Annotated in this window: 22 protein-coding genes; 13 read left to right on the top strand and 9 right to left on the bottom strand. The window is 64.2% G+C overall.

Annotated features, from left to right (window positions below; genetic code table 11):
- The first annotated feature begins 1 nt into the window (after position 1).
- The 6 genes from ACT2BZ_RS16865 (at position 2) to recQ (ending at position 4715) form a co-directional block, all read left to right on the top strand.
- Positions 2 to 760, top strand: a complete 759-nt coding sequence (locus ACT2BZ_RS16865) for an SDR family NAD(P)-dependent oxidoreductase (protein WP_457936280.1) — start codon at positions 2 to 4, stop codon at positions 758 to 760.
- The gene (locus ACT2BZ_RS16860) at positions 757 to 1695 is read left to right on the top strand and encodes a 2-dehydro-3-deoxygalactonokinase (RefSeq protein WP_457936279.1); all 939 of its coding nucleotides are present in this window, start codon (positions 757 to 759) and stop codon (positions 1693 to 1695) included. Before ACT2BZ_RS16865 ends, ACT2BZ_RS16860 begins: the two co-directional genes overlap by 4 nt.
- A 30-nt stretch (positions 1696 to 1725) precedes the next feature.
- Entirely contained in the window at positions 1726 to 2373 is a 648-nt protein-coding gene (locus ACT2BZ_RS16855; protein WP_457936278.1) for a 2-dehydro-3-deoxy-6-phosphogalactonate aldolase, read from the top strand.
- Positions 2374 to 2458: 85 nt separating this feature from the next.
- Positions 2459 to 2764, top strand: coding sequence for a beta-galactosidase (locus ACT2BZ_RS16850; RefSeq protein WP_457936277.1), 306 nt, complete (start codon positions 2459 to 2461; stop codon positions 2762 to 2764).
- Complete coding sequence (locus ACT2BZ_RS16845) at positions 2676 to 2882, top strand: beta-galactosidase (protein WP_457936276.1); 207 nt, start codon at positions 2676 to 2678, stop codon at positions 2880 to 2882. Before ACT2BZ_RS16850 ends, ACT2BZ_RS16845 begins: the two co-directional genes overlap by 89 nt.
- A 33-nt stretch (positions 2883 to 2915) precedes the next feature.
- A complete protein-coding gene (gene recQ / locus ACT2BZ_RS16840) occupies positions 2916 to 4715 on the top strand; it encodes a DNA helicase RecQ (RefSeq protein WP_457941363.1) in 1800 nt (599 codons plus the stop codon).
- Positions 4716 to 4731: 16 nt separating this feature from the next.
- On the opposite strand, the gene ACT2BZ_RS16835 is transcribed toward recQ, so the two are convergent.
- The 4 genes from ACT2BZ_RS16835 to ACT2BZ_RS16820 all read right to left on the bottom strand — a co-directional run bounded on the left by ACT2BZ_RS16835 (position 4732) and on the right by ACT2BZ_RS16820 (position 8322).
- Positions 4732 to 6018, bottom strand: a complete 1287-nt coding sequence (locus ACT2BZ_RS16835) for a TRAP transporter large permease (protein WP_457936275.1) — start codon at positions 6016 to 6018, stop codon at positions 4732 to 4734.
- A gap of 1 nt (position 6019) precedes the next feature.
- A complete protein-coding gene (locus tag ACT2BZ_RS16830) occupies positions 6020 to 6502 on the bottom strand; it encodes a TRAP transporter small permease (protein ID WP_457936274.1) in 483 nt (160 codons plus the stop codon).
- 74 nt (positions 6503 to 6576) lie between these two features.
- Complete coding sequence (gene dctP, locus ACT2BZ_RS16825; protein WP_457936273.1) at positions 6577 to 7599, bottom strand: TRAP transporter substrate-binding protein DctP; 1023 nt, start codon at positions 7597 to 7599, stop codon at positions 6577 to 6579.
- A 21-nt stretch (positions 7600 to 7620) separates the two neighbouring features.
- On the bottom strand, positions 7621 to 8322 hold the full coding sequence (locus ACT2BZ_RS16820; RefSeq protein WP_457936272.1) for a GntR family transcriptional regulator: 702 nt from the start codon (positions 8320 to 8322) through the stop codon (positions 7621 to 7623).
- Positions 8323 to 8652: 330 nt separating this feature from the next.
- Between ACT2BZ_RS16820 and ACT2BZ_RS16815 the strand changes: the two genes are divergently transcribed.
- The 3 genes from ACT2BZ_RS16815 to ACT2BZ_RS16805 are packed head-to-tail and all read left to right on the top strand — an operon-like array spanning position 8653 to position 13293.
- Positions 8653 to 10734, top strand: coding sequence for a hydantoinase/oxoprolinase family protein (locus ACT2BZ_RS16815; RefSeq protein ID WP_457936271.1), 2082 nt, complete (start codon positions 8653 to 8655; stop codon positions 10732 to 10734).
- Entirely contained in the window at positions 10727 to 12505 is a 1779-nt protein-coding gene (locus tag ACT2BZ_RS16810) for a hydantoinase B/oxoprolinase family protein (protein WP_457936270.1), read from the top strand. The genes ACT2BZ_RS16815 and ACT2BZ_RS16810 overlap by 8 nt, the downstream gene beginning before the upstream one ends.
- A 2-nt stretch (positions 12506 to 12507) precedes the next feature.
- The gene (locus ACT2BZ_RS16805) at positions 12508 to 13293 is read left to right on the top strand and encodes an SDR family NAD(P)-dependent oxidoreductase (RefSeq protein WP_457936269.1); all 786 of its coding nucleotides are present in this window, start codon (positions 12508 to 12510) and stop codon (positions 13291 to 13293) included.
- A 42-nt stretch (positions 13294 to 13335) separates the two neighbouring features.
- On the opposite strand, the gene aldA is transcribed toward ACT2BZ_RS16805, so the two are convergent.
- Entirely contained in the window at positions 13336 to 14796 is a 1461-nt protein-coding gene (gene aldA / locus ACT2BZ_RS16800; protein ID WP_457941362.1) for an aldehyde dehydrogenase, read from the bottom strand.
- Between the two features lie 240 nt (positions 14797 to 15036).
- Between aldA and ACT2BZ_RS16795 the strand changes: the two genes are divergently transcribed.
- Genes ACT2BZ_RS16795 through ACT2BZ_RS16785 form a run of 3 tightly spaced genes read left to right on the top strand, consistent with a single transcriptional unit; the run spans position 15037 to position 17779 of the window.
- A complete protein-coding gene (locus ACT2BZ_RS16795; protein WP_457936268.1) occupies positions 15037 to 16029 on the top strand; it encodes a dihydrodipicolinate synthase family protein in 993 nt (330 codons plus the stop codon).
- A 35-nt stretch (positions 16030 to 16064) separates the two neighbouring features.
- Entirely contained in the window at positions 16065 to 16826 is a 762-nt protein-coding gene (locus tag ACT2BZ_RS16790) for an aldolase (RefSeq protein ID WP_457936267.1), read from the top strand.
- A 47-nt stretch (positions 16827 to 16873) separates the two neighbouring features.
- On the top strand, positions 16874 to 17779 hold the full coding sequence (locus ACT2BZ_RS16785; RefSeq protein ID WP_457936266.1) for a dihydrodipicolinate synthase family protein: 906 nt from the start codon (positions 16874 to 16876) through the stop codon (positions 17777 to 17779).
- Positions 17780 to 17838: 59 nt separating this feature from the next.
- Here the strand turns inward: ACT2BZ_RS16785 and ACT2BZ_RS16780 are convergent, their stop codons facing one another.
- Both ACT2BZ_RS16780 and ACT2BZ_RS16775 read right to left on the bottom strand, forming a co-directional pair.
- The gene (locus ACT2BZ_RS16780; protein WP_457936265.1) at positions 17839 to 18039 is read right to left on the bottom strand and encodes a 4-oxalocrotonate tautomerase; all 201 of its coding nucleotides are present in this window, start codon (positions 18037 to 18039) and stop codon (positions 17839 to 17841) included.
- Between the two features lie 73 nt (positions 18040 to 18112).
- The gene (locus tag ACT2BZ_RS16775) at positions 18113 to 19615 is read right to left on the bottom strand and encodes a UxaA family hydrolase (RefSeq protein WP_457941360.1); all 1503 of its coding nucleotides are present in this window, start codon (positions 19613 to 19615) and stop codon (positions 18113 to 18115) included.
- A 270-nt stretch (positions 19616 to 19885) separates the two neighbouring features.
- On the opposite strand from ACT2BZ_RS16775, the gene ACT2BZ_RS16770 reads away from it, so the two are divergent.
- Positions 19886 to 20545: a hypothetical protein gene (locus tag ACT2BZ_RS16770; protein ID WP_457936264.1), complete on the top strand. Its 660-nt coding sequence runs from the start codon at positions 19886 to 19888 to the stop codon at positions 20543 to 20545.
- Positions 20546 to 20649: 104 nt separating this feature from the next.
- On the opposite strand, the gene ACT2BZ_RS16765 is transcribed toward ACT2BZ_RS16770, so the two are convergent.
- Complete coding sequence (locus tag ACT2BZ_RS16765; RefSeq protein ID WP_457936263.1) at positions 20650 to 21450, bottom strand: SDR family oxidoreductase; 801 nt, start codon at positions 21448 to 21450, stop codon at positions 20650 to 20652.
- A 2-nt stretch (positions 21451 to 21452) separates the two neighbouring features.
- A complete protein-coding gene (gene lsrF, locus ACT2BZ_RS16760; RefSeq protein ID WP_457936262.1) occupies positions 21453 to 22340 on the bottom strand; it encodes a 3-hydroxy-5-phosphonooxypentane-2,4-dione thiolase in 888 nt (295 codons plus the stop codon).
- Positions 22341 to 22364 lie beyond the last annotated feature (24 nt).

Here is a 22364-nt window from a genome sequence, read left to right as displayed (position 1 = left end):
AGTGCCCACATACGAAGAGTTCAAAGATGCTTCCGTCCTCGTAACCGGCGGGGCCTCCGGAATCGGCGCTGCGCTGACCGAGGGGTTCGTAGCGCAGGGTGCAAAGGTTGCCTTCATCGACATCGCGCAGGCCGAAGGCGATGCACTGGTCGCGCGGCTGTCGCGCGATGCAGAACACGCACCCCTGTTTCTGCGCGCTGATCTGCGCGACCTCGACGCGCTTCGCGGCGCCGTCGCCGCTGCGGCCGATGCGCATGGACCCGTGACAGTTCTGGTCAATAATGCCGCCTGGGACGACCGGCATGAAGTGGCCAATGTCGACGAGGCCTATTGGGAGAACAATCTTGCCATCAACCTCAGACCGCAATTTTTCACCATTCAGGCGGTTGCGCCGGGTATGAAGGCAGCCGGCGGCGGCGCCATCGTTAACTTCACATCGACATCCTACATGCTGAACATCGGAGACATGCCCGCCTACACGGCAGCAAAGGCCGGCATCGTCGGACTGACCAAGGGCATGGCGGGAAAGCTCGGCGCCGACAATATCCGCGTCAACGCAATTGCGCCGGGGTGGGTCATGACCAAGCGCCAGAAGGACCTCTGGGTGACCGAGGAAGGGTTGGCGACGATGCTTGACCGGCAGTCAATCCATGAGCCGATCCAGCCCGTGGACATGGTTGGCCCATGCCTTTTCCTCGCCTCCGCCGCGGCCCGCATGGTCACCGCACAAGTACTGATCGCTGATGGAGGCATGTTGTGAACGATGCGCCATGCGCCTTAGTCGCAGTCGACTGGGGCACGTCGCATCTTCGCGTCTGGGCGCTCGGTTCCAGGGGTGAAGTCATCGGGGAACGCAAATCCGACGAGGGCATGGCATCGACACCGCGCGACCAGTTCGCCGCGGTCCTCAAGAGCCATCTGCAAGCCCTGTCCGTGGCAAGCGACATTCCGGTCGTCATGTGCGGCATGGTCGGTTCGCGCCAGGGCTGGGCCGAGGCCGGCTATCTTGGCGTCCCCGCCGAACTGCGCGAGATATCCGAAAATGCCGTCCGCATTTCCGGCGGCACACGCGACATCAGGATCCTGCCTGGTCTCAGCAAGAACTCCCCCGAGCATCCGGACGTCATGCGCGGCGAGGAGACGCAACTGGTCGGGCTGTCGCGGCTGGTCCCGGCAGCCGGCGGCGATACGCGGGTCGTGTGCATGCCCGGCACCCATTCCAAATGGGTGCACCTGACTGGACAGAGGGTTGAGGATTTCGCGAGCTTCATGACAGGCGAGATGTTCTCGGCCCTGTCGGGTCATTCGGTCCTACGCCACTCACTCTCGACGGGTCGCGTCGATCCGAAGTCGACGGCGTTTCTGGAGGCCGTTCGGTCAAGCATCGATTCCCCTTCCGATATTTCCGCCCGCCTGTTCTCGATCCGTCCGGCAGGACTGCTGCAGGACCTTGCGCCGGACAATGCGCGCGCGAAGCTGTCGGGCTATCTCATCGGCGAGGAGATAGCCGGCGCGATATCGCGGTTTCCAGTGCCCGGTACGATCGAACTGGTGGGCGGTGGAGATTTGGGCAGATTGTATCTGGCAGCGCTTTCTGTCGCGTCCATCGACTGCCGGGTACATGACGGCGATCAGCTTGTTCGGGCCGGATTGACCGAAGCGGCTTCGGCTATCTGGAAGACGCAAAGCGTCTAGCGCCAGGAAACGACTAGTGGAGTGGACAGCATGAAGAAATCAGCGCCCTGGCCGTCGATGAAACGAGACCTTGTCGCCATCCTTCGTGGACTTCGGCCCGAGAACGCGCTGGCAGTGGCTGACGTGCTCGTCGAGGCTGGCTTCGAGGCCATCGAAATCCCCCTCAACTCGCCCGACCCTTTCAAGTCGATCGAGATGGTCGCCAAAAAGTTTGGCGACACCATCCTCTTCGGCGCCGGAACGGTCTTGACTGCAGGCGATGTCGACCGCCTGCACGATGCAGGTGGTCGTCTGCTCGTATCGCCCAATATCGACACCGAGGTCATGGCGCGCGCCTGCACCCACGCCATGGTGACGATGCCCGGCGTTCTGACACCGACCGAAGCGCTGGCTGCTCTTGCCGCGGGTGCATCCGGCCTGAAGTTCTTCCCGGCCAGCGTGCTCGGTCCTGCCGGCATTGCGGCGATCTCGCCGGTCCTGCCCAAGGGCACGGTGATCGGTGCGGTGGGCGGAGTTTCCGATCTGGATTTCGCGGCCTATGCCAAGTACGGCATCCGCGTCTTCGGCCTTGGATCGTCGCTATTCCGCCCGGACATGGACATCTCGGATATCGCCCGCCGTGCCAAGAAAACAGTCTCCGCGTGGGATGCCGTTTACACCCGCTCGATTGAGGTCTGACCGACGAGTGCCCAGCAAAGCAGACGCTCGGGTTCTGCTACTATCCTGAGCCTGGCCAGAGGATCGTTGGGAGAGCGACGCGCGAATGATGGTCGAGGCCGGTATCAGCCATGTCCGGATCGGCGAATTCGGCTGGAGCCGCATCGAGCCGGAACCGGGCAAGACGGATTTCGGCTGGCTGGAACGCGCCTTCGAGATGCTGCACAAGCACGGATTGCGCATTGTGCTGGGAATGGAATCCGGCGCCCTTACCCGGCGCCGTGCGACTGTGGGTCTGGAAGGCCTTCGCTGCGGGCGCGGAAGTGGTCAGCTATTTCCGCTGGCGTCAGCCTTCCTTTGCGCAGGAGCAGATGCACGAGGCTCTGCTGTTGCCGAACGCCGAGCCCAATGAGGCCTATCATGTCTGCAAGCAGGTCTCGGGCGAACTGCGTTCCATCGGAGCTGCGGCGGCGCCGGCGCGATCAGACGTAGTCCTTGTCTTGGCCGCTGTCGTGGCGAAGCTGCTATGAGAGACCCTTCCCTGATTCTCCATGCAGCAGCCGATGACCGCCAACCCGCTCGAAATCCTCAAGACCGTCTACGGCTACGATGCGTTCCGGGGACCGCAGGCGCGGATCGTCGACCATATCATTGCCGGCAACAACGCCTTCGTGCTGATGCCGACGGGCGGCGGCAAGTCGCTCTGCTACCAGATTCCTGCCATCGTCAGGCCTGGCATGGGCCTCATCGTGTCGCCGCTGCTGGCGCTGATGGCCGATCAGGTCGCGGCGCTTAGGCAGGCGGGCGTAAAGGCGGCCGCCCTCAACTCCGACCTTGGCCCGGACGAGCGGCGCGCTCTGTGGAACGCGGTGGAAACCGGAGCGCTCGACCTGCTCTATGTCGCACCGGAGACTTTGCTGCGCCCGGACGTCCTGCGGCGGCTCGAGGCGGTGAAGCTGTCGCTGATCGCCATCGACGAGGCGCATTGCCTGTCGCAGTGGGGGCACGACTTCCGGCCTTCCTATCGCCAGCTCGACATGCTGGTCCGGCAGTTTCCCGGCACGCCGCGCGTGGCACTGACGGCAACCGCCGACGAGCCGACCAGCGAAGAGATCCTGGCGCATCTCGAGATCGCGCCGGCCGATGCCTTCAGCGCCGGTTTCGACCGCCCCAACATCCGCTACGCCATCGAGGAGAAGGACAATCCGCGCGCGCAGCTGAAGGATTTTCTCAAGCGCTACGAGGGAGAGAGCGGCATCGTCTACTGCCTGTCGAAGCGCAAGACGGAGGAAACCGCCGCCTGGATGCGCGACCAGGGCTATGACGCGCTGGCCTATCACGCCGGCATGGAAAAGGCGGCGCGCGAGGCCAACCAGCAGCGCTTCCAGCATGGCGAGGCGATCATCATGGTGGCCACCATCGCTTTCGGCATGGGCATCGACAAGCCGGATGTGCGTTTCGTCGCGCATCTGGACCTGCCTGCGAGCATCGAGGCCTATTATCAGGAGACGGGCCGCGCCGGTCGCGACGGCCTGCCGTCCGACACCCTTATGCTCTACGGCTCCGAGGACGTCGCGCTACGCAGCCGCTTCATCGAGGAGTCCGACGCACCCGACGAGCGCAAGCGCACGGAGCGGCGCAAGCTCGACGCGCTGCTGGGGCTGGCCGAGACGGCAGGCTGCCGGCGGCAGTTGCTGCTGTCCTATTTCGGCGACCATTGCGACCCTTGCGGCAATTGCGACACCTGCGCCCAGCCGCCCAAGGTGTTCGATGGCACGACGGCGGCGCAGAAGGCGCTGTCATGCATTTACCGTACCGGCGAACGCTTCGGGCAGGCCTATGTCGTCGATGTCCTGCTGGGGGTCCAGAACGACCGCATCGTCCAGTTCGGCCACGACCGCGTTTCGACCTTCGGCATCGGCACCGAGTACGACAACCGCACCTGGCGCGCGATCCTGCGCCAACTGATCGCGCTGCGCCTGATCGAGGTCGACCTTGCCGGCCATGGCGGCCTGTCGATCGCTCCCGCCGGCCTCGACTTCCTGCGCGAAAAGCCGACCCTGATGCTGCGCGTGCCGACGGCCCCGCGCGCACGTCGCAACAAGGCCACGCAGAGCGCAGCGCAATCCGCGCTGCCCGAAAGGGACCGCGACCTGTTCCAGGCGCTCCGGCAGAAGCGCACGGAAATAGCCCGCCTGCAGAGCGTGCCGCCCTACGTCATCTTTCACGACAAGACGTTGATCGAACTGGCGGCGGCCCGGCCGGCCTCGCGCGACGAAATGGCGGATGTGCCTGGTGTCGGCGAAGCCAAGCTCGACCGCTATGGGCCGGCTTTCCTGTCGGTGATCGCCGAGCACGCGTGACCGTGCGACGGCGCCTCTAGTAGCCCGCCGCCTGCGGTATGAGCAGCACGAGCTCCGGGAACAGGATGATCAGCAGCAGCGCAATCAGAAGCGTCAGGATAAAGCCCCAGATTTCCCGGATCAGTTCCGCCAGCGGTATCTTCGATATACCACCGACCAGGAACAGCAGTTCTCCGTAGGGCGGAGTGATCAGGCCGATCATCATGTTCACGATGACGACCACCCCGAAATGCACCGGGTCGATGCCGAGCGCGTGCACGGAAGGCATGAGGATCGGCACCATGACAAGCAGCATCAGCAGCGTGTCGAACACGGCGCCCAGCAGCAGGAACAGCAACGCCGTGACGAGCAGGAAGGCCAGCGGCGACAGCGACATGGAAGAGATCCAGTCCGCCACCATGTTTGGAATCTGTTCGCCGGCGACGACATAGTTGAAGAACAGCGCGCCAACCACAGTGATCGCAACGATCGCGGTCCCACGCGCCGAGGCAAGCAGCGTCTGCCACATCGACCGCCATGTCAGGTCGCGGAAGACGATCGCCAGGATGATGGCGTAGAGCGCCGCCACCGCAGCGGCTTCCGTCGGCGTGACGGCACCCGAATAGATGCCGCCGAGCAGGATCACAGGCAGCAGAAGCGCCGGTCCGGCCCGCAGCGTGGCGCGGCGGGCCTCGGGCATCGTGAACGTGTCCTCGACGGGAAAATCGCGGCGGCGTGCGACGATGAACGTCTGGATGGCGAGCGCCAGGCCCATCAGGAGGCCCGGGATGATGCCGGCGAGGAACAACGCACCAATCGATGTTCCTGAAATGGCGCCGTAGATGACCATCGGTATCGAGGGCGGGATGATCGGTCCGATCGTAGCCGACGCTGCCGTCAGGGCGCCCGCAAAGGAGCGCGGATAGCGGTTGTTGCGCGTCATCATGTCGATCATCAGCTTGCCCGGGCCGGCGGCGTCGGCGAGCGCGCTGCCACTCATGCCGGCAAAGATGATGCTGACGATGATGTTCACATAGGCGAGCCCGCCACGCACGCGACCGACTATCAGCACCACGAAATTGAGCAGCCTGGTCGAGATGCTCGACGAGGTCATGACCTCGGCGGCGAAGATGAAGAGGGGCACGGCGAGCAGGATGAAGGACGAGAACAGCCCGTTGATGCCCTGTGCGGCGACAAGGCCGAGGTCCTTGCCGGTGATCAGGAGATAGGCAAATCCGCTGACGATCATGGCAAAGCCGATCGGCATGCCGATGGCGCCGGTCACCATGAACAGGACCAGCATGAGGGCGACGGCAATACTCATGCTACGGTTCCCGTTCCCAGCCAGGCCGCATCAGGCGGTAGATGCGAACCGCCGAATTGACGATCAGCAGCACCATGAAGACGCCGAAGGCACTGAATACCACGGTCATGGGAAGCCTGAGCGTGGGAGACTTCTGCCGCGCCGTGAAGGCGATGTAGTCATAATTGCCGTAGAGCGACACAATCAGGACGACCAGGATCAGCCCGGTGCCGATCAAGGCAAGCGCCCTGCGCGCCTGCGGCCGGACGCTCTCGTAGATGAGATTGAACGAGACGTGCTCGCGTTCCTTGACGATCGTGGCCGAGCCGACGCAAACGACCCAGACATAGAGGATGCCGGAAACCTCCTGGGTCCACGACAGCGGGTCGTTCAACACGTAGCGGAAGAAAATCTGCACGGTGAAGGCGACGACCAGGGCCGCGAAGCCAAGGACGCAGAAAATCTCGGCCAACTTGGCTACCAGCGCCCAGAACGTTTTGATCACCCAGCCACTCCGGAACCTGCGCCACGGCCATCAAGGCCGTGGCGTGCATCGGGAATTGTCGCGAACCGCAGCGCCTAGAGCGCGTTGATCCGTTCAAGCAGACCCTTGGGCCAGTCCTTGGCGTAGTCGCTTTCCAGATAGACGCCCTGCACATGCGTACGGAACGCATCGAGATCCGGCGTGGTCACCTTCAGGCCCTTCGATTCGAGCAGGTTCCGGCCGTCGGCCTCGGTGCCCAGTGTTTCGTCATCGACATACTTGGCCTGTGCCGCCACAGCGTCGCCGACGACTTTCTTCTCGTCATCGGTCAGCCCGTTCCAGAACGAGTTGGACATGGCGAAGAAGAGCGGCGCGACCATGTGGCCGGTGAGGACGAGCTGCTCGCTTACCTCGTAGAACTTGGCCGCGATCATGTCGGCGATGGGGTTCTCGAGGCCGTCGACGGTGCCGGTCGAGAGGGCAAGGTAGACCTCGTCGAAGGCAATCGGCGTCGGGTTGGCGCCGAGCGCGCGGCCGAGGAACTGCCAGGTGTCGGAACCGGGGACCCGCAGCTTGAGACCGCCAAGATCCGCCGGCGTCTTGATCTCCTTGGCCTCGCGCAGGATGACGTGACGCGTTCCCAGATATTGCGAGCCGAGGATGGTTACATCCATCTCCTTCGACACGCGCCCGCGGTATTCGGTGGCGACATCGCTGTCGTCATAGACCTTGTGCAGGTGATCCGCATCGCGAAGCAGGTAGCCTGCCGTGAAAACCGAGTATTCGGGAATGTAGCTGGCAACATCCTGCGGCGAGATCATCCCGACTTCGAGATTGCCGCGCTGCATGGCCGCGATCTCGGTGCCCTGGTCGAAGAGAGTCGCGTTGAGATGGACCTGAACCTCGAGCGAGGGAGCGTTTGCCTCGACCTGCTCCTTGAACTTCATCAGGCCCTTGGCCTGCCATTCCTCGTTGGCGGCGGGGGTCGAGATGCGGATGACCTTCTTGTCCTGGGCATAGGCCAGACGCGATAGCGCTGGCGCTGCCAGCACCGCACCGGAAACCGTCAGAAGCGTTCTGCGTGAGATGCTGTGTTTGCCGTCATTGCTGTTTTTCACGGTGTTCTCCCTCAGTTGAAATTAGCCTGGACCCTTGTGGCCTGCTGCAGCGGATTTCTCCTCGACCGACTCGGCCAGGAGGCGCTCCACTTCTGCGCTGTTGTGGGTCTGCGCCAATCGCGCCGCCTCGTCCGCATCGCCATTCGCAACGGCATCCTTGAGGGCGCGGTGGTCCTCCAGAAGATGATGGTAGTCACGCGCGGTGAGGCCGATGTGGGTCATCTGGAACCGCACCTGCTGGATCAGCTTCTCGTGCTGCTGGATCAGGCGGCCATGGCCGGACATGCCGACCACGACCCGGTGCAGGTTGAAGTCTGCGTCGATGATGGCTTCCCGGTCGCCGCCGCCGGCAGCCTTCTCGAGTTCGGCAAATGCCTTTTCGAGCTCAGCGCGGTCGGCCGGCGTCGCCCGCTCGGCGGCCAGCCGCGCGGCAAGAGCCTCCAGTGCGGCGCGCAGCGTGTAGAGCTCCCATGCCTCGTGAACGGAGGCCGGCGCGACCTCCCATTTTGTGAACGCGACCTGGCAGACAAGGCCTTCGGCGGCGAGCTGCATGAGCGCGGAGCGGATCGTGCCGCGGCTGACTTCCAGATTGCCGGCAAGCTCGGTCTCGAGCAGCCGGTGTCGCGGGGGCATGATGCCGTTGACGATCTGACGCCGGATGCTGTTGGCCGCCTGGCGGTCCAGCAACCTGTCCTGCGATTTCAGACTTTCGAGTGCTACCATTCTTGTACCTCTCCCTTTGGGCGATTGCAGGACGCACCGTTCATACGACGGCCGCCGGCATTACCAAAAGGAGTTTCCTTCCCCAAACGGGAAGGGGCCGGCTCATCGACGACGTGCTCCACCGACATCTTCGGCTGTGCAGCAGTTCGTCATCGAGCCACCCCTCTCCCGGCTTGAACAGCGAAATGGCCCAAGCGAGGTCATGAAAATCCACATCGGGTCGATTGTCAACAATTGATTATAGACTGCCAGAGCTCCTCCGGAATCCGCCAATTGACACTATAGAAGATTGCTGACAATAAACTATGACCCTCCAATGAAGCGAGCAAAATGGGATTCAGCGCGCGCATAGGTGTCGATATCGGCGGAACGTTCACCGATCTCGTTCTGGCTGCGGACGATGGCCGACGCTTCGCAAAAAAGGTCTCGTCCACCCCAGACCATCCCGAGCAAGCGGTCCTCGCGGGCGTGGCGGCGCTTCTCGACGAGGCCGGCATGGCGCCAGGCGACATTACCGCGGTTCTGCACGGGACGACGGTCGGCTCCAACGCCATCCTTCAGAAGCGCGGCGGTCGTGTCGGACTGCTGACCACAAGGGGCTTCCGCGACGTGCTGGAGATCGGCCGCCTGCGAACGCCCGGCATGTTCGACCTGACCTGGGACAAGCCGAAACCGCTGGTACCGCGCAACCTTCGCTTCGAGGTGCACGAGCGGATCGCTGCCGACGGAAGCATTGTGGCTCCGCTGGCGGAGGACGAACTGGCGATGCTCTGCCGACGCTTCGCCGACGCAGAAATCGAGACGCTGGCGATTTGCTTCCTCAATTCCTACTGCAATCCCGACCATGAACTGCGCGCAGCCGAAATCATCCGCGCTGCGCTGCCTGACCTGCCCGTCACGACCTCGGTTTCCATCCTGCCCGAACAGCGCGAATACGAGCGCACCTCGACGACCGTGGTCAATGCCTATGTTTTGCCGGTCATGGCGAGCTATCTGATCGCATTGCAGGACGGGCTTCGCCGGGCGGGCGTGACCGCGCCCCTGTTCATCAGCAACTCCAATGGCGGCCTCGCACCCGTGCATGTCGCGCAAGCCAAGCCCGTGATGTTCATCTCCTCCGGGCGCGCAGCGGGCGTCGCGGGAGCCGGCCACATGGGCAGGCACTCCGGCATCTCCAATCTCGTCGCATTCGACATGGGCGGCACCACTGCGTCAGCGTCGCTGATCAAGGATGGCGAACTGGCGCGCACCACGGAGTATGAATTCCGCGACGGCATCTCCACCCCCAGCCGCTTCATCAAGGCCGGCGGCTACCTGATGCGGGTGCCGACCGTGGACGTAGCCGAGATCGGCAATGGCGCCGGCTCCATCGCCCAGGTCGACGAGGGCGGCCTGATCTCGGTCGGCCCCCTCTCCGCCGGCGCCAGCCCCGGACCGGCCTGTTATGGTGCCGGCGGCGACCGACCGACGCTGACCGACGCCAATCTGGTGCTCGGCTACCTGCCCGACCAGCTGGCCGGCGGCAGCATGGCACTGTCGGTGGACCTCGCCGCCGCCGCGATCGAAAGGCATGTCGCAGGACCGGCGGGTCTGACACTGATCGAGGCCGCGCTCGGGATGCGGGCGATCGCCAATTCCAACATGTCGCGAGCCATTCGCGCCGTCACCGTGGAGCGGGGACAGGATCCCCGCGACTTCGTACTCTTCGCCTTCGGTGGCGCCGGTCCCAATCATGCCTGCGACCTGGCCCGCAGCGTCGGCATCCGCACGGTCGTGCTGCCGCCCGAACCCGGCGTGTTCACCGCTTCGGGCATGCTGAACGCCGCGGTCGAGTATTTCTTCATCCGCTCCTTCGCGCACGAGCCGGGACGGATCGACCCAGCGGCGCTGCGCCTAACGGCCGTATCGTTGCGTGATCAGGCGGTCCGCGAACTGCGCGAGGAAGGCTTCGACACCGACGCCATTCACTTTGGCTTCGAACTCGACATGCGCTTTGCCGGCCAGGATTCGGAACTGCAGATCAGCCTCGATCCCTTTGCCGACGGCCTCTCGGTCGACGATCTGAACGCTAGCTTCCTCGCCGCCTACGAGGACATGTTCGGCTATGTGTCGTCGGACGGCATCGAGAGTGTCAACCTGCGCATGCGCGCCCACTGGCCGATTGCAGGCCATCGCGAAGCCGCGCTGCGACGGCACGCCATGGGCAGCGCGACCCCCGTTTCGCAACGGGCCGTGCATTTCGAGGCTGACGCCGGGCCGGTGCTGACGCCGGTCTATGAACGGCATGGCGTTGCAGGCCCGGTCGAGGGTCCCGCAATCTTCGAGAGTCCCGATACCACCTTCACCATTCCGCCCGGTGCGACGGCGGAACCGGATGTCCATGGCAACCTCGTGGTGAGCTTCCGTGACTGATGCCCCGCGCCCGTCGGCTACCAAGGCCTTCACGCCCGACCCGGTGAGCTTTGCCGTCATCAAGTCGGCGCTCGACGCCATCGTCGACGAGATGGCCGGCACGGTGATGCGCACCGCCCGCTCACCCATCGTGCGCGACGTGCTCGACTATTCGGCCACGCTTTGCGACAGCAAGGGGCAAATCCTCAGCCAAGCCAAGACGGTGGCGCTGCATCTCGGCGCCGTGCCGGATGCCATGGAGGTCATCGTCGAGCGCTTCGCGGAAAGCGCGCGCGAGGGCGACGTCTACGTTCTCAACGACCCCTATGCCGGCGGCATGCACCTGCCCGACATCTTCATGGTCAAGCCGGTCTTCTTTGAGGCGCGGCTGCAGGGCTACGCGGTTGTCGTTGCCCATCATTGCGACATGGGCGGCCGCGTGCCGGGCTCCAACGCCGCCGATTCCACGGAGATTTTCCAGGAAGGCCTGCGTATCCCGCCGATGCGGCTGTTTGATGCCGGCGCGCCAAACGAGACGCTGCTTGCCATTCTGCGCGCAAATGTCCGCCTGCCCGCGCTGGTGCTCGGCGACCTGGATGCCCAGTATGCCACTTGCCGCACCGGCGAGCGGGAGCTGATCCGGCTGATCGAACGCTATGGCGAGGCCGAGCTTCGCGACTATTTCGATGCGCTACTCGACTACGGCGAGGTGCTGACCCGCAAGTCCATCGCCTCCTGGCCGGACGGCACCTACACATTCGAGGACACAATCGACGGCGACGGCTTCACGCCGGACCCGATCCCGATCCGCTGCGCCGTCACGGTGAAGGGTGATGCGCTGGAGATCGACTTCGCGGGTTCCTCGCCCCAGGTTCGCGGCGCCATCAACGCGACATTCTCCTTCACCAAGTCCTCGGCCTACCTGGCGGTGCGCTGCGCGCTGGAGCGCGACGTGCCGAACAATGCCGGCGTCTACCGCGCCATCACGGTGAAAGCGCCCGACCATTCGATCCTCAAGCCCGACATGCCGGCCCCCGTCGCGGCGCGCGCCCTGACCGGCTACCGGGTCGTCGACACCGTGCTCGGGGCGCTGTCGAAGATCGCCCCTACCCGCCTGATGGCGGCGGGCGAAGGCGGCAACACGGTGGTGGCCATGGGCGGCTACGACAAGCAGACCGGCGAGCCTTTCGTGCTGGTCGACATGATCAACGGCGCCTGGGGTGGCCGCGCAGACAAGGACGGCATCGAAGCGATCACCAATCCGGCGCAGAACATGTCGAACCTGCCGGTCGAGACGCTGGAGCGGCGCTATCCGCTGCGCATGGAAGAATATTCGCTGCGTCCTGACTCCTGCGGCGCCGGTCGTTTCCGCGGCGGTCTCGGACTGACGAGGACCTACCGCGTGCTGGTCGACGACACGATGCTGCAGGTCCGCGCCGACCGTACCGCAACGCCCCCCTATGGGCTGGCAGGCGGCCTGCCCAGCAGCCTGTCGCGCAACATCCTGAACCCCGACGGCGAGAACACCCCGCTTCCCGGCAAGCTGACACGCGTCGTCGACAGGGACACGGTGATCCGTCACGAACAGGCAGGCGGCGGCGGCAATGGAAATCCGCTCGAGCGGGCGCTCGCCGCAATCGCCAGCGACCTCGCCGAGGAAAAGATCACGCCGCAATACGCGGCCCGATATCACGCGGTCTGCTTTGCGGCCGACGGTTCCATCGACCATGCGGCGACCGAAGCGGAACGCGAACGGCTTGGCGCCGGGCGCGAGGCAGGCAGGGAGATCTAGACATGAGCGGCGGCAAGACAGCAGTGGTCACCGGCGGCGCCAGCGGCATCGGCGAGGCAACCGTCATGCGCTTCGCCGCTGCCGGCTGGAATATCGTCATCGGCGACATCAACGCCGATCGCGCCAAAACCGTGGCCGAGGCTGCGCGAGCAGCCGGTGCAACCTCGGTCACCGTGCTGCCGCTCGACCTCGTCGATGCTGCAAGCGTCACCGACTTCGCAGCCGGCACCTATGACAGGCACGGCCGGGTCGACGTCGTGGTGAATTCGGGCGGCATCCTGCAGAACGGCATCCGCTTCAACGACATGCCGGTCGAGGAATTCGATGCGGTGTGGACGGTCAATGTCCGCGGTACGCTGCTGATCAACCAGGCCTTCGGCCGCCGAATGACGAAAGCCGGTACGGGCAGCATCATCAACATGTGCTCGCTGACCACCTATCGCGCCTCGCCCCAGCCGGCATACGCGCCGGCAAAGGTGGCGCTGAAGTCGATGACGGAGACCATGGCAGCCGAGTTCGGCGCCTCCGGCGTCCGGGTCAACGCCGTCGCGCCAGGCTATACGCTGACGCCGGCCATGCAGGCGCGGATCGACGCCGGTCAGCGCGATCCCCAGGCTATTCTCGACAAGTCGGCGATCAAGCGGCTGGTTCAGCCGGCCGATGTGGCCGAGGCGATCTTCTTCCTGTGCTCGGACGCCGCGTCGGCGATTACCGGCGTGGTGCTGCCGGTGGATTGCGGCTGGCTCGCCCGCTCTGCCTACACATCCTATGCATCGCAGCCGGATTGACGCCGTCGCCAGCCCGTCGACGCCTGCACCAGGCTTCTTCGCCTAGTTGAAGTTGAGATACATCGTCTTCTTCTGGAAGTAGCCCTCAAGCCCGTACTTGCCGTCTTCCCCGCCGATGCCGCTGTCGCGCATGCCGGCATGATGGGCCTGAACCACGTCGCCGCCCGGCTTGTTCACGTAGATCTCGCCGAATTTCAGCTCGCGCGTCAGGCGCATGATGCGCCGCATGTCCTTGGTGAAGACATAGGCCGACAGGCCGTAGCGGCTTTCATTGGCCAGGCGCATCGCCTCGTCGAAATCGCCGACGCGCATGATCGGCACGACCGGGCCGAAGACCTCGTTCTGCATGATCTCCATGGCATTGTCGTTGACGCTCATGACCGTCGGCTGGAACCAGTGACCTTTCGCGAATTCGCCGCCGGTCATCCGCTTGCCACCGGTGAGGATCTCGGCGCCGGCGCCGACGGCGGTGGTGACCATGGCCTCGACCTTGTTCAGTTCGTCGCCACTGAACTTCGGGCCGACATCCACCAGTTGCCGCGGATCCCCGACCTTGAGCGCCTTCACCGCCGTGACGAACCGCTCGGTGAACTCGTCGGCGATCTTTTCATGCACATACATGCGCTCGTTGCAGATGCAGATCTGCCCGCAATTCTCGAAGCGCGACAGCACCGCTGCGTGGACCGCCGAGGCGATATCGGCATCTTCGGCGACGACGAACGGGGCCTTGCCGCCCAGTTCGAGCCGCAGCACCTTGAGATCGTCCGCCGCGGCGCGGAAGATCGCCTTGCCGGCCCGCACGCTGCCGGTCAGCGTCACGAGGCGCGTATAGGGGTGCGTCACCAGCGCCTGGCCGAGGCCTTCGCCCGTGCCCGAGACGACGTTGATTACGCCGGCAGGGAAACCCGCTTCCAGGGCAAGCTGCGCGATCTCGAAGCTCGAAAGCGGCGTGCCTTCATGCGGCTTGACCACCACCGTGTTGCCGGCCAGCAGCGCGGGGCCGATCTTGCGGCACATCAGGGCGGCCGGATAGTTCCAGGCCGTCAGCGCGACGACGACGCCGTGCGCGACTTTCTGGATCCAGATCTGCTCGTTTGGATTGTCCGAGGGAATGATATCGCCGGTGACGCGGCGCGCCTCCTCGGCGGCGAAGGTGAGGTAGAGGGCAGCGCCCTCGATCTCGCCGCGCGCTTCGGCAAGCGGTTTGCCCTGCTCCGAAATGACGACCTGGGCCAGCCGCTCGCGATTCTGAAGGATCAGCCGGGCCAGGCGCTTGAGCAGTTCGGCGCGCTCGATCGGAGGCAGCGCTTCCCATGCCGGCTGTGCCCGCCAAGCCGCGGACAGCGCTCGATCGGCATCGGCATCGCTGCCGCGCGGCACCGAAGCGATGATCTCCTCCGTTGCCGGATTCTCGACCTCGATCCATTCCTTGACGGTGGAGTCGACCCATTCACCGTCGATGAAATGACGGTAGCGGTCAGAACCTTTGACGAGTTCCTTCATGGCCTGCAAAGCAAAAACTCCTGTAACCCGGGCGGCATGGGCGGGCGGGCGACCCCGTATGATGGAAGCGCGGCTTCGCGCCATCGTGATGCACCGGCACGTCAACTTTCCGGCGCAGGCATCTGCCGCCCCGTGCCGTGACTCGTGCAGGGGTACAATTGACCGCAGGCCTGGTACCGTCAAGAAGAATGTTGACAATCATTGATTAATCCTGTGACGTCCCCCCATCACAGCAAATTCATGAGCCCTGTCCGCGCGATGTCACTTCCGCCACGATCTGGATACCTTTCGACGGCCATCGCAACGCCCGTCACAGCCAATCTGCGCCCGGATTCGGAACGTCTGATCGCGTTTGCGCGCCACTTGTTCGACCAGGGCATCGACGGAATCACGATCTTCGGCACGACCGGCGAAGGCCCAGAGTTCTGCGTACGCGACCGGATGGCGATGCTCGATGCGCTGGTTTCGGCGGGAATCGAGCCGCAACGCATCACGGTTTCGGTCGGCGCGCTTGCGTTCGAGGATGTGGTGACGCTGGCGCGCCACGCGACCGGTCACGGCGTCCACGGGTGCCTTCTGATGACGCCCTGCATGTACCGCAGCGGCATAACCGATGACGGCGTCTTCGAGTACTACCGGCAGGTCATCGAACGAACCGGGCGCAACGATCTGCGCCTCTTCGTCTACAATTTCCCCGATATTTCCGGCGTCACGATATCGCTGCGCGTGCTGCGCCGGCTGGTCGAGAAGTATCCCGGCATCATCACCGGCCTGAAGGACAGCGGCGGCGATCCCGGCCTGACCAGACAGTACATTCTCTCCTTCGCCGACCTGTCGATCTACACCGGAAACGAAGTCGACCTGCCCGAACTGAACCCGCTTGGGCTGGCCGGAACGATCTGCGGACTTGCCAACATCATGCCGGCTTTCATGCGCACGCTTGTCGACATCCCCAACAGCTACGAAGGCCGACCGCTTGTCGAATCCCTGCGCGGCGTCGATGCGGTGCTGTCGCGCTACCCCTTTATCCCCTCAGCCAAAGCGATCGTTGCGCAAACGATGAGCGATCCCGACTGGCTGCGCCTGATGCCACCGATGGCCCAGCTTCCTGCGGTACAGCGGGCACAGGTAGTAGCCGCCTTCCGCAAATGGGAGACGTCCGTGGCCGACCTGCTGCATGCATCTGACGATGCTGCCTCCACCAGCAACGTCACCCCGATCAGGATCGCCTGACGGCGGCGCCCGCGCACCATTCTGGAGACGAGACAATGACGATGCCGGACAATGCGCCGAAGCTCGACACGGCCAAAATTCGGGCGGCGCGCCGTGAACTCGCAGCCTGCTTCCGGATGGCGGCGCGACTTGGCATGCACGAAGGCATCTGCAACCATTTTTCCGCGGTTGTGCCGGGCTATGCGGAACTCTTCCTCGTCAATCCGTTCGGCTACGCCTTCTCCGAAGTCACCGCGTCCAGCCTCCTCATCTGTGACTTCGAGGGCAACGTCGTCGCGGGCGACGGGGCGCCGGAATCCACGGCCTTCCACATCCATGCCCAGCTTCACAGGTTGAAGCCTCATGCGCGCGTCGCCTTCCACACGCACATGCCTTACGCGACAGCGCTGGCCATGATCGACGCGGAGCCGCTCAGCTATGCGGGTCAGACAGCGGCGCGCTTCTTTGGCCGAGTGGCCTTGGACAAGGACTACAACGGCCTGGCGCTCGACGACGGCGAAGGCGCGCGGATCGCCCGCGCCATCGGTGACGCCGACATCGTCTTCATGCGCAACCACGGCGTCATGGTCCTGGCCGGCAGCATCGCCGAGGCATGGGACGATCTCTATTATCTGGAGCGTGCCTGCGAGGTGCAGGTTCTGGCCATGTCGACCGGCAAGCCTCTGCTGCCGATCGACCGGGAACTGGCCCGCAAAACGGGCGAGCAGATCATGGGCGAAGCTGCCGCGGCGGCCAGGCTCCACCTCGCCAGCATCCAGCGCCAGCTGGATCGCGACGAACCGGACTACAGCAACTAAATGACCATGCGCCGCGAGCGGCGTGCATTCGAAGAGAGGATACGATCATGGCCTGGAGCGGCGTCTTCCCAGCGGTCACCACGAAACTCAAGGCGGACGGCAGCTTCGATCCGGATGCCATGGCGTATAGCCTCGAACGGTTGATCGAGAACGGCGTCTCGGGTCTCATCGTCCTTCCCATGCTCGGCGAGAACGCCTCGCTGAGCCAGAAGGAGCGCGACGAAGTGCTGGACCTTTCGGTCGCCACGGTCGCCGGGCGCGTGCCGCTGCTTTCAGGACTGGCGGCGATCTCCACCGCCGATGCGGCCTTCATGGCCAAGAACTGCCAGCAGCGCGGCATCAAGGGCCTGATGGCGTTCCCGAGCCTCGCCTACAAGACCGACCGGCGCGAAACCATCGCATGGTACAAGGCGCTCGGCGCCGCTAGCGACCTGCCGATCATGATCTACAACAACCCGATCGCCTACAAGGTCGACGTCGACGTGCCAACGCTCGAGGGCCTGCGCGACGTCGACACGATCACCTGCATCAAGGAGGAGACCGGCGACATCCGGCGCGTCACCGATCTCTACAACGCTTTCGACGATCGCTTTGCCGTGTTCTGCGGCGTAGACGACCTGATCCTCGAAAGCCTGGCACTCGGCGTCACCGGCTGGGTCTCCGGCATGACCAACGCCTGGCCGAAGGAGTGCGTCGAGATCTTCAATGCCGGCCGTGCCGGAAAATTCGATGCGGCCCGCCCGCTCTACCGGCTGATGACGCCGGCCTTTCACCTCGATACGGACGTGAAGCTGGTCCAATACATCAAGCTTGCCGAGAACATCGTCTACGGCGCTCCCGCCGGCGTGCGTGCGCCGAGGCTGGAACTTGAAGGCGAGGAACTGGCGCGCGTCAGCGCGGTGATCGAAAAGACCGTCAAGGACCTCGCCCGGTTTAGAAACGCCACCGGCTGACCAGACCTGGCGATTGCCGGTCGATTCCGGCAATCGCCATCCGGTTCCTGCCGAAGGTGTCAGGTCTTGCCGGCAGCCTTGTCGGATTCCAGATGACCGCCATTGGCCCAGTCGTGCCGCGCCACGTCGTCGAAGATGACGGCCACCGATGCCTGGCTGCACCCCAGGATGTCCGAAGCCAGTTCGGTGACGGACCGCGCGAATTCGCGCTTCTGCTCGACCGACCTGCCTGCCAAGAGTTCCACGCGAATGATTGGCATGACTTTCCTTTCAGACGTTCCCTTGACGATGCCGGTAGGTGGACTGTCCGGCTTTTGCCCACCCACTCAAAGACTACAGCCAGGCGTTGATGTGCCACGGCGCGAACTCATCCTCGCCGTAGCCGAGCAACTCGCTCTTGGTCGCCTTTCCGGAAGCCGACTCCAGCATGAGCTGGAAGATCCGCTCGCCCATCGCTTCCAGACTCTCTTCGCCATCGAGCACTGTTCCGCAATTGAAATCCATGTCCTCGCGCATGCGCTCGTAGATCGGCGTGTTGGAGGCGAGCTTGATCGACGGGCTAGGGCGACAACCGAAGCAGGAGCCGCGCCCAGTGGTGAAGGCGATCAGGTTGGCACCCGAAGCCACCTGCCCCGTCGCCGAGACGGGATCGAAGCCGGGCGAATCCATGAAGACGAGCCCCTTGCTCGAAACCGGTTCAGCATAGTTGATGACATCGACCAGATTGGTGCTGCCGCCCTTGGCGACGGCCCCCAGCGACTTTTCCAGGATGGTTGTCAGCCCGCCCTCGCGATTGCCCGGCGAGGCATTGCCGTCAAAGCCGTGCGGTTCGCGGCGCGTGTAGTCCTGCCACCAGTCGAGCAAGGCGATGAGCCGCTCACCGACCGCCCGGCTGACGGCGCGCTCCAGCAACAGGTTCTCGGCGCCGTGGATTTCCGGCGTCTCGGAGAGGATCGCCGTGCCGCCGCAGGCGACGAGACGGTCGACGGCAGCACCCAGCGCAGGATTGGCGGTCAGGCCGGAAAGCCCATCCGATCCGCCGCATTGCAGGCCGACCACCAGTTCGGAGGCGGGCACGGGGCCCCGCTCGGCCTTCGCAGCGATCGCGATCATTTCCGCGACTTCATTGATTCCGGCAGAAATGGAGGCGCTCGTGCCGCCCGTCTCCTGGATGGAAAGGGTCCGCAGCATCGGGCCATGAACAAGCTGCTGGTCATCGAGCATGGTCTCGATCTGGTTGTCCTCGCACCCCAGCCCGACGATGAGGACGCCGGCGAAATTCGGGTGTCGGACATAGCCACCAAGCGTACGGCGCAGCATGTCCATGCTGATCGATCCATCCGAAACGCTGCAGCCGGATTTATGGGTCAGTGCCACGACACCGTCGACGCCTGCAAAGCCGTCCAGCGCGCCCGTCGCGCCGAAATGGTCCGCGATCTTTCGGGCGACCAGGCTGGAGCAGTTCACCGAAGCGATGACGCCGATGAAATTGCGCGTCCCGACCTTTCCGTCGGCGCGGCGATAGCCCTGGAAGACCGGCACCTCCGCTGCTTCGACGAAGCGGGTATTGTGCAGGCGGGTGCCGATTTCGCGCGCCGCATGCGATGGCTCATAACCGAGATTGTGCTCGTGTACCCACTGACCGGGCAAGATGTTGCCCTGCGCCCGGCCGATCACCAGCCCGAGTCGGCGAACTTCGTCACCTTTGACGATCTTCGTGACGGCGACCTTGTGGCCGGGGGGGACGCGCTCGATGGCTGGAAACCCAAAACCGGGCAGCGGTTCGCCCGCGCCGATGCCGTCGACTGCGACCGCCACCTGGTCGTCCTTCTGCATGTGTAGAATTCTGGTCAAACACGTTCTCCGGATGCGGCGGGTCGTTCCCGTCTTGGATGGCAACGGCCTGTGAACCGCGAAAATACTACCCGCGACGCGCCTCGGAAACCGTACCGTCAATATGAATGATTGTCAGCAATCAAAAGAGATATAGTGATCGGAGCATACCACCTGCCTCTGCCAGGTGGCATGACTGGTGGTTGACGGATTGATCGCCGGGGGACCAACTGCCGATGTTGAACCATCCTCCGGTTCCGAATACGAAAACCCATGCAAGAGACTCGACAGCCCAACGACTATGCCGAAGATCTCAGGATCGGCAGCCTGGCAGAACTCAACGCTCGCCTTGAGCCGAGAGGCACCATCATCTGCCTCGGCAATGGCCCTTCTTCCGAAGACTCGCGGCTCGCCGGTTACAGGGATGCTACGGTCTTCCGGGTGAACTGGATCTGGACCGAGCGCAACTGGTTCGACGCGCCGGACATGGTCTTTACCAGCGACCCCGACCTCGTGCGTCTGCCGCGGCAACCGGTTCTCGCCTTCCCGACCGCCGCGATCGGCGAGCCCATTCTCCGGGACCATCTGGCCAGCGGCCATTCCCCTTCGTCCGGTTTCGTTTTTTTCGACCGCTTCGACCCCTCGCCTGCAGAGCTTGGCGGCGCGATGATCCCGACCAACGGAGCGCTGATGGTGGCGCTTGCGGCAGCGCTGCGACCACGCCGGATCGTCATTGCCGGCATCGATCTCTACCGTCATCCGAAGGGCAAGTATCCGGGGGCGCCCGACGAGCCGGAGGGCTACGCCCGACAGCACAGCGCCGATGTCGACCTTGGGCTGATCGGCTGCGCGCTTGCCGGCCACAGGGGCGACACCGACATCCTGAGCGACAATTTGCGCGACGCGCTCAATGCTCGGAAGGATCTGCGCTAGCGCATCGCGGTAGAGATTTCCTGGCCGCCATCTGCACCAGATTCGGCGTCTGGCGGATGCCAACGCTCATGGCATCCAACGGGTCGCCTGCAGCTTTGGACCGTCTACCGCAGCGAGGTTGCCATGACCCCGCCATCGACGGTCAGCACGGCGGCGTTGACCTTGTCCATCAGCGCCAGGTGCAGGAAGGCATCGGCAATGTCGCTGGCCGTCACTTCGAGGCCGAGCAGGTTTCCGGCCATGTATTCGCGTGGCGAGATGCCGCGCGCCTGAGCCCGTTCCAGGATCATTTCGTCGGTCATGAGGCCGCTGCGGATGCGCCCGGCATTGACGCCGCAGCTTCTGATCCCCTCATGGCCATGGTCGACGGCATATTGCTTCATCAGCGCCAGGGTGGCGGCCTTCGGAATGCCATAAGGCCCGAAATCCTTGCCGGGATTGACCGACTGGTTGGAGATGTTGAACAGGATGGTGCCGCCCCTGCCCTGCCGGCGAAAAATTCGGATCGCCGCCTGGCAGGCATTCTGATGGCCGAAGAAATTGAGGTCGAAACTGCGCCGCAGCTCGCCCATCGGCAGGTCGCCGATGGCACCCTGCTGCGCCGATCCGGCATTCGACACCAGAATGTCGAGCCCGCCCAGATCCGAAGCGATGGCATCGAATGCTGCTGCGACCGACTGCGTATCGGTCACGTCGCAGCCATATGGAGTACAGCCATGCTCGGCCGCGAGCGACTCAAGAGCCCGGTGATTGATGTCGAGCGTGGCGACCTTCGCGCCCGCCTGCGAGAACACGCGGGCGATTTCCCGGCCAATGCCGCTGGCAGCGCCGGTCACCGCGACGACCTTGCCGGTGAGCGGGCCAGATATCGCGACGGCAGGGGATTGAGGCTCGATCACAGTCATGGTCAGGCAGCCTTCGCCTGCTCCAGGTCGCGGAACATGGCATAGGCCTTGTCCGCCTTCTCACCGTGGTGGACGACTGCAGCCAATGCCTTCAGCATCGCAACAGGGTCGCTGGACTGGAAGACGTTACGGCCCATATCGACGCCGGCAGCCCCCTGGTCGATGGCCAGCCACGCCATCTCGAGCGCCTCGCGTTCCGGTAGCTTCTTGCCACCGGCAATGACGATCGGCACCGGGCAGCCCAGTGCGATGCGTTCAAAACCCTCCTCGACATAGTAGGACTTCACGAACTGCGCGCCGAGCTCGGCGGCGATGCGCGTGGCCAGCCCGAAATAGCGGGCGTCGCGCACCATGTCCTTGCCGACGCCGGTGACTGCCATGGTGGGGATGCCATAACGCGTGCCCGTATCGATCAGCTTGACCACGTTGGCGATCGACTTGTGCTCGTATTCGGCGCCGATATAGACCTGCGCCGCCATGGCGACGGCACCGAGGCGGATCGCATCGTCGATGTCGACGGCCACCAGTTCGTTCGACAGTTCGGTAAGGATGGAATTGCCGCCGCTGCAACGCAGAACGACCGGCTTGTTGACCTCCGGCGGGATCGTCGCGCGCAAGCCGCCGCGCGTGCACATCAGCACGTCGGCATGTTCGGCCAGCGGTGCGATCGACAGATCCATCCGCTCCAGGCCGGTTGTCGGCCCCTGGAAATAGCCGTGGTCGAAGGCCAGCATCACGGTCTTTCCGCTGTCCGGATTGAAGATGCGCGACAGCCTTGCCTTCATGCCCCAGTCATGATGCGCCGAACCCTTCAGGAAGAAACGGCTGGTATCGGCGGGGGTATCCTGGCCCCAGTCCTTGCCGTCCTTGATGTCGTCGAGATCAGCCATGTGAAAACCTTTCCTGTCCGTGGA

Source organism: Mesorhizobium sp. 10J20-29, assembly GCF_054130485.1.
This window is presented reverse-complemented; position numbering and strand designations above follow the sequence as displayed.

Coding starts and splice junctions, on each gene's coding strand:
- ACT2BZ_RS16855 (WP_457936278.1), top strand. CDS start 1,726: ATGAAGAAATCAGCGCCCTGGCCGTCGATGAAACGAGACCTTGTCGCC.
- ACT2BZ_RS16850 (WP_457936277.1), top strand. CDS start 2,459: ATGATGGTCGAGGCCGGTATCAGCCATGTCCGGATCGGCGAATTCGGC.
- recQ (WP_457941363.1), top strand. CDS start 2,916: ATGACCGCCAACCCGCTCGAAATCCTCAAGACCGTCTACGGCTACGAT.
- ACT2BZ_RS16835 (WP_457936275.1), bottom strand. CDS start 6,018: ATGAGTATTGCCGTCGCCCTCATGCTGGTCCTGTTCATGGTGACCGGC.
- ACT2BZ_RS16820 (WP_457936272.1), bottom strand. CDS start 8,322: ATGGTAGCACTCGAAAGTCTGAAATCGCAGGACAGGTTGCTGGACCGC.
- ACT2BZ_RS16815 (WP_457936271.1), top strand. CDS start 8,653: ATGGGATTCAGCGCGCGCATAGGTGTCGATATCGGCGGAACGTTCACC.
- ACT2BZ_RS16805 (WP_457936269.1), top strand. CDS start 12,508: ATGAGCGGCGGCAAGACAGCAGTGGTCACCGGCGGCGCCAGCGGCATC.
- aldA (WP_457941362.1), bottom strand. CDS start 14,796: ATGAAGGAACTCGTCAAAGGTTCTGACCGCTACCGTCATTTCATCGAC.
- ACT2BZ_RS16795 (WP_457936268.1), top strand. CDS start 15,037: ATGAGCCCTGTCCGCGCGATGTCACTTCCGCCACGATCTGGATACCTT.
- ACT2BZ_RS16790 (WP_457936267.1), top strand. CDS start 16,065: ATGACGATGCCGGACAATGCGCCGAAGCTCGACACGGCCAAAATTCGG.
- ACT2BZ_RS16785 (WP_457936266.1), top strand. CDS start 16,874: ATGGCCTGGAGCGGCGTCTTCCCAGCGGTCACCACGAAACTCAAGGCG.
- ACT2BZ_RS16780 (WP_457936265.1), bottom strand. CDS start 18,039: ATGCCAATCATTCGCGTGGAACTCTTGGCAGGCAGGTCGGTCGAGCAG.
- ACT2BZ_RS16775 (WP_457941360.1), bottom strand. CDS start 19,615: ATGCAGAAGGACGACCAGGTGGCGGTCGCAGTCGACGGCATCGGCGCG.
- ACT2BZ_RS16770 (WP_457936264.1), top strand. CDS start 19,886: ATGCAAGAGACTCGACAGCCCAACGACTATGCCGAAGATCTCAGGATC.
- ACT2BZ_RS16765 (WP_457936263.1), bottom strand. CDS start 21,450: ATGACTGTGATCGAGCCTCAATCCCCTGCCGTCGCGATATCTGGCCCG.
- lsrF (WP_457936262.1), bottom strand. CDS start 22,340: ATGGCTGATCTCGACGACATCAAGGACGGCAAGGACTGGGGCCAGGAT.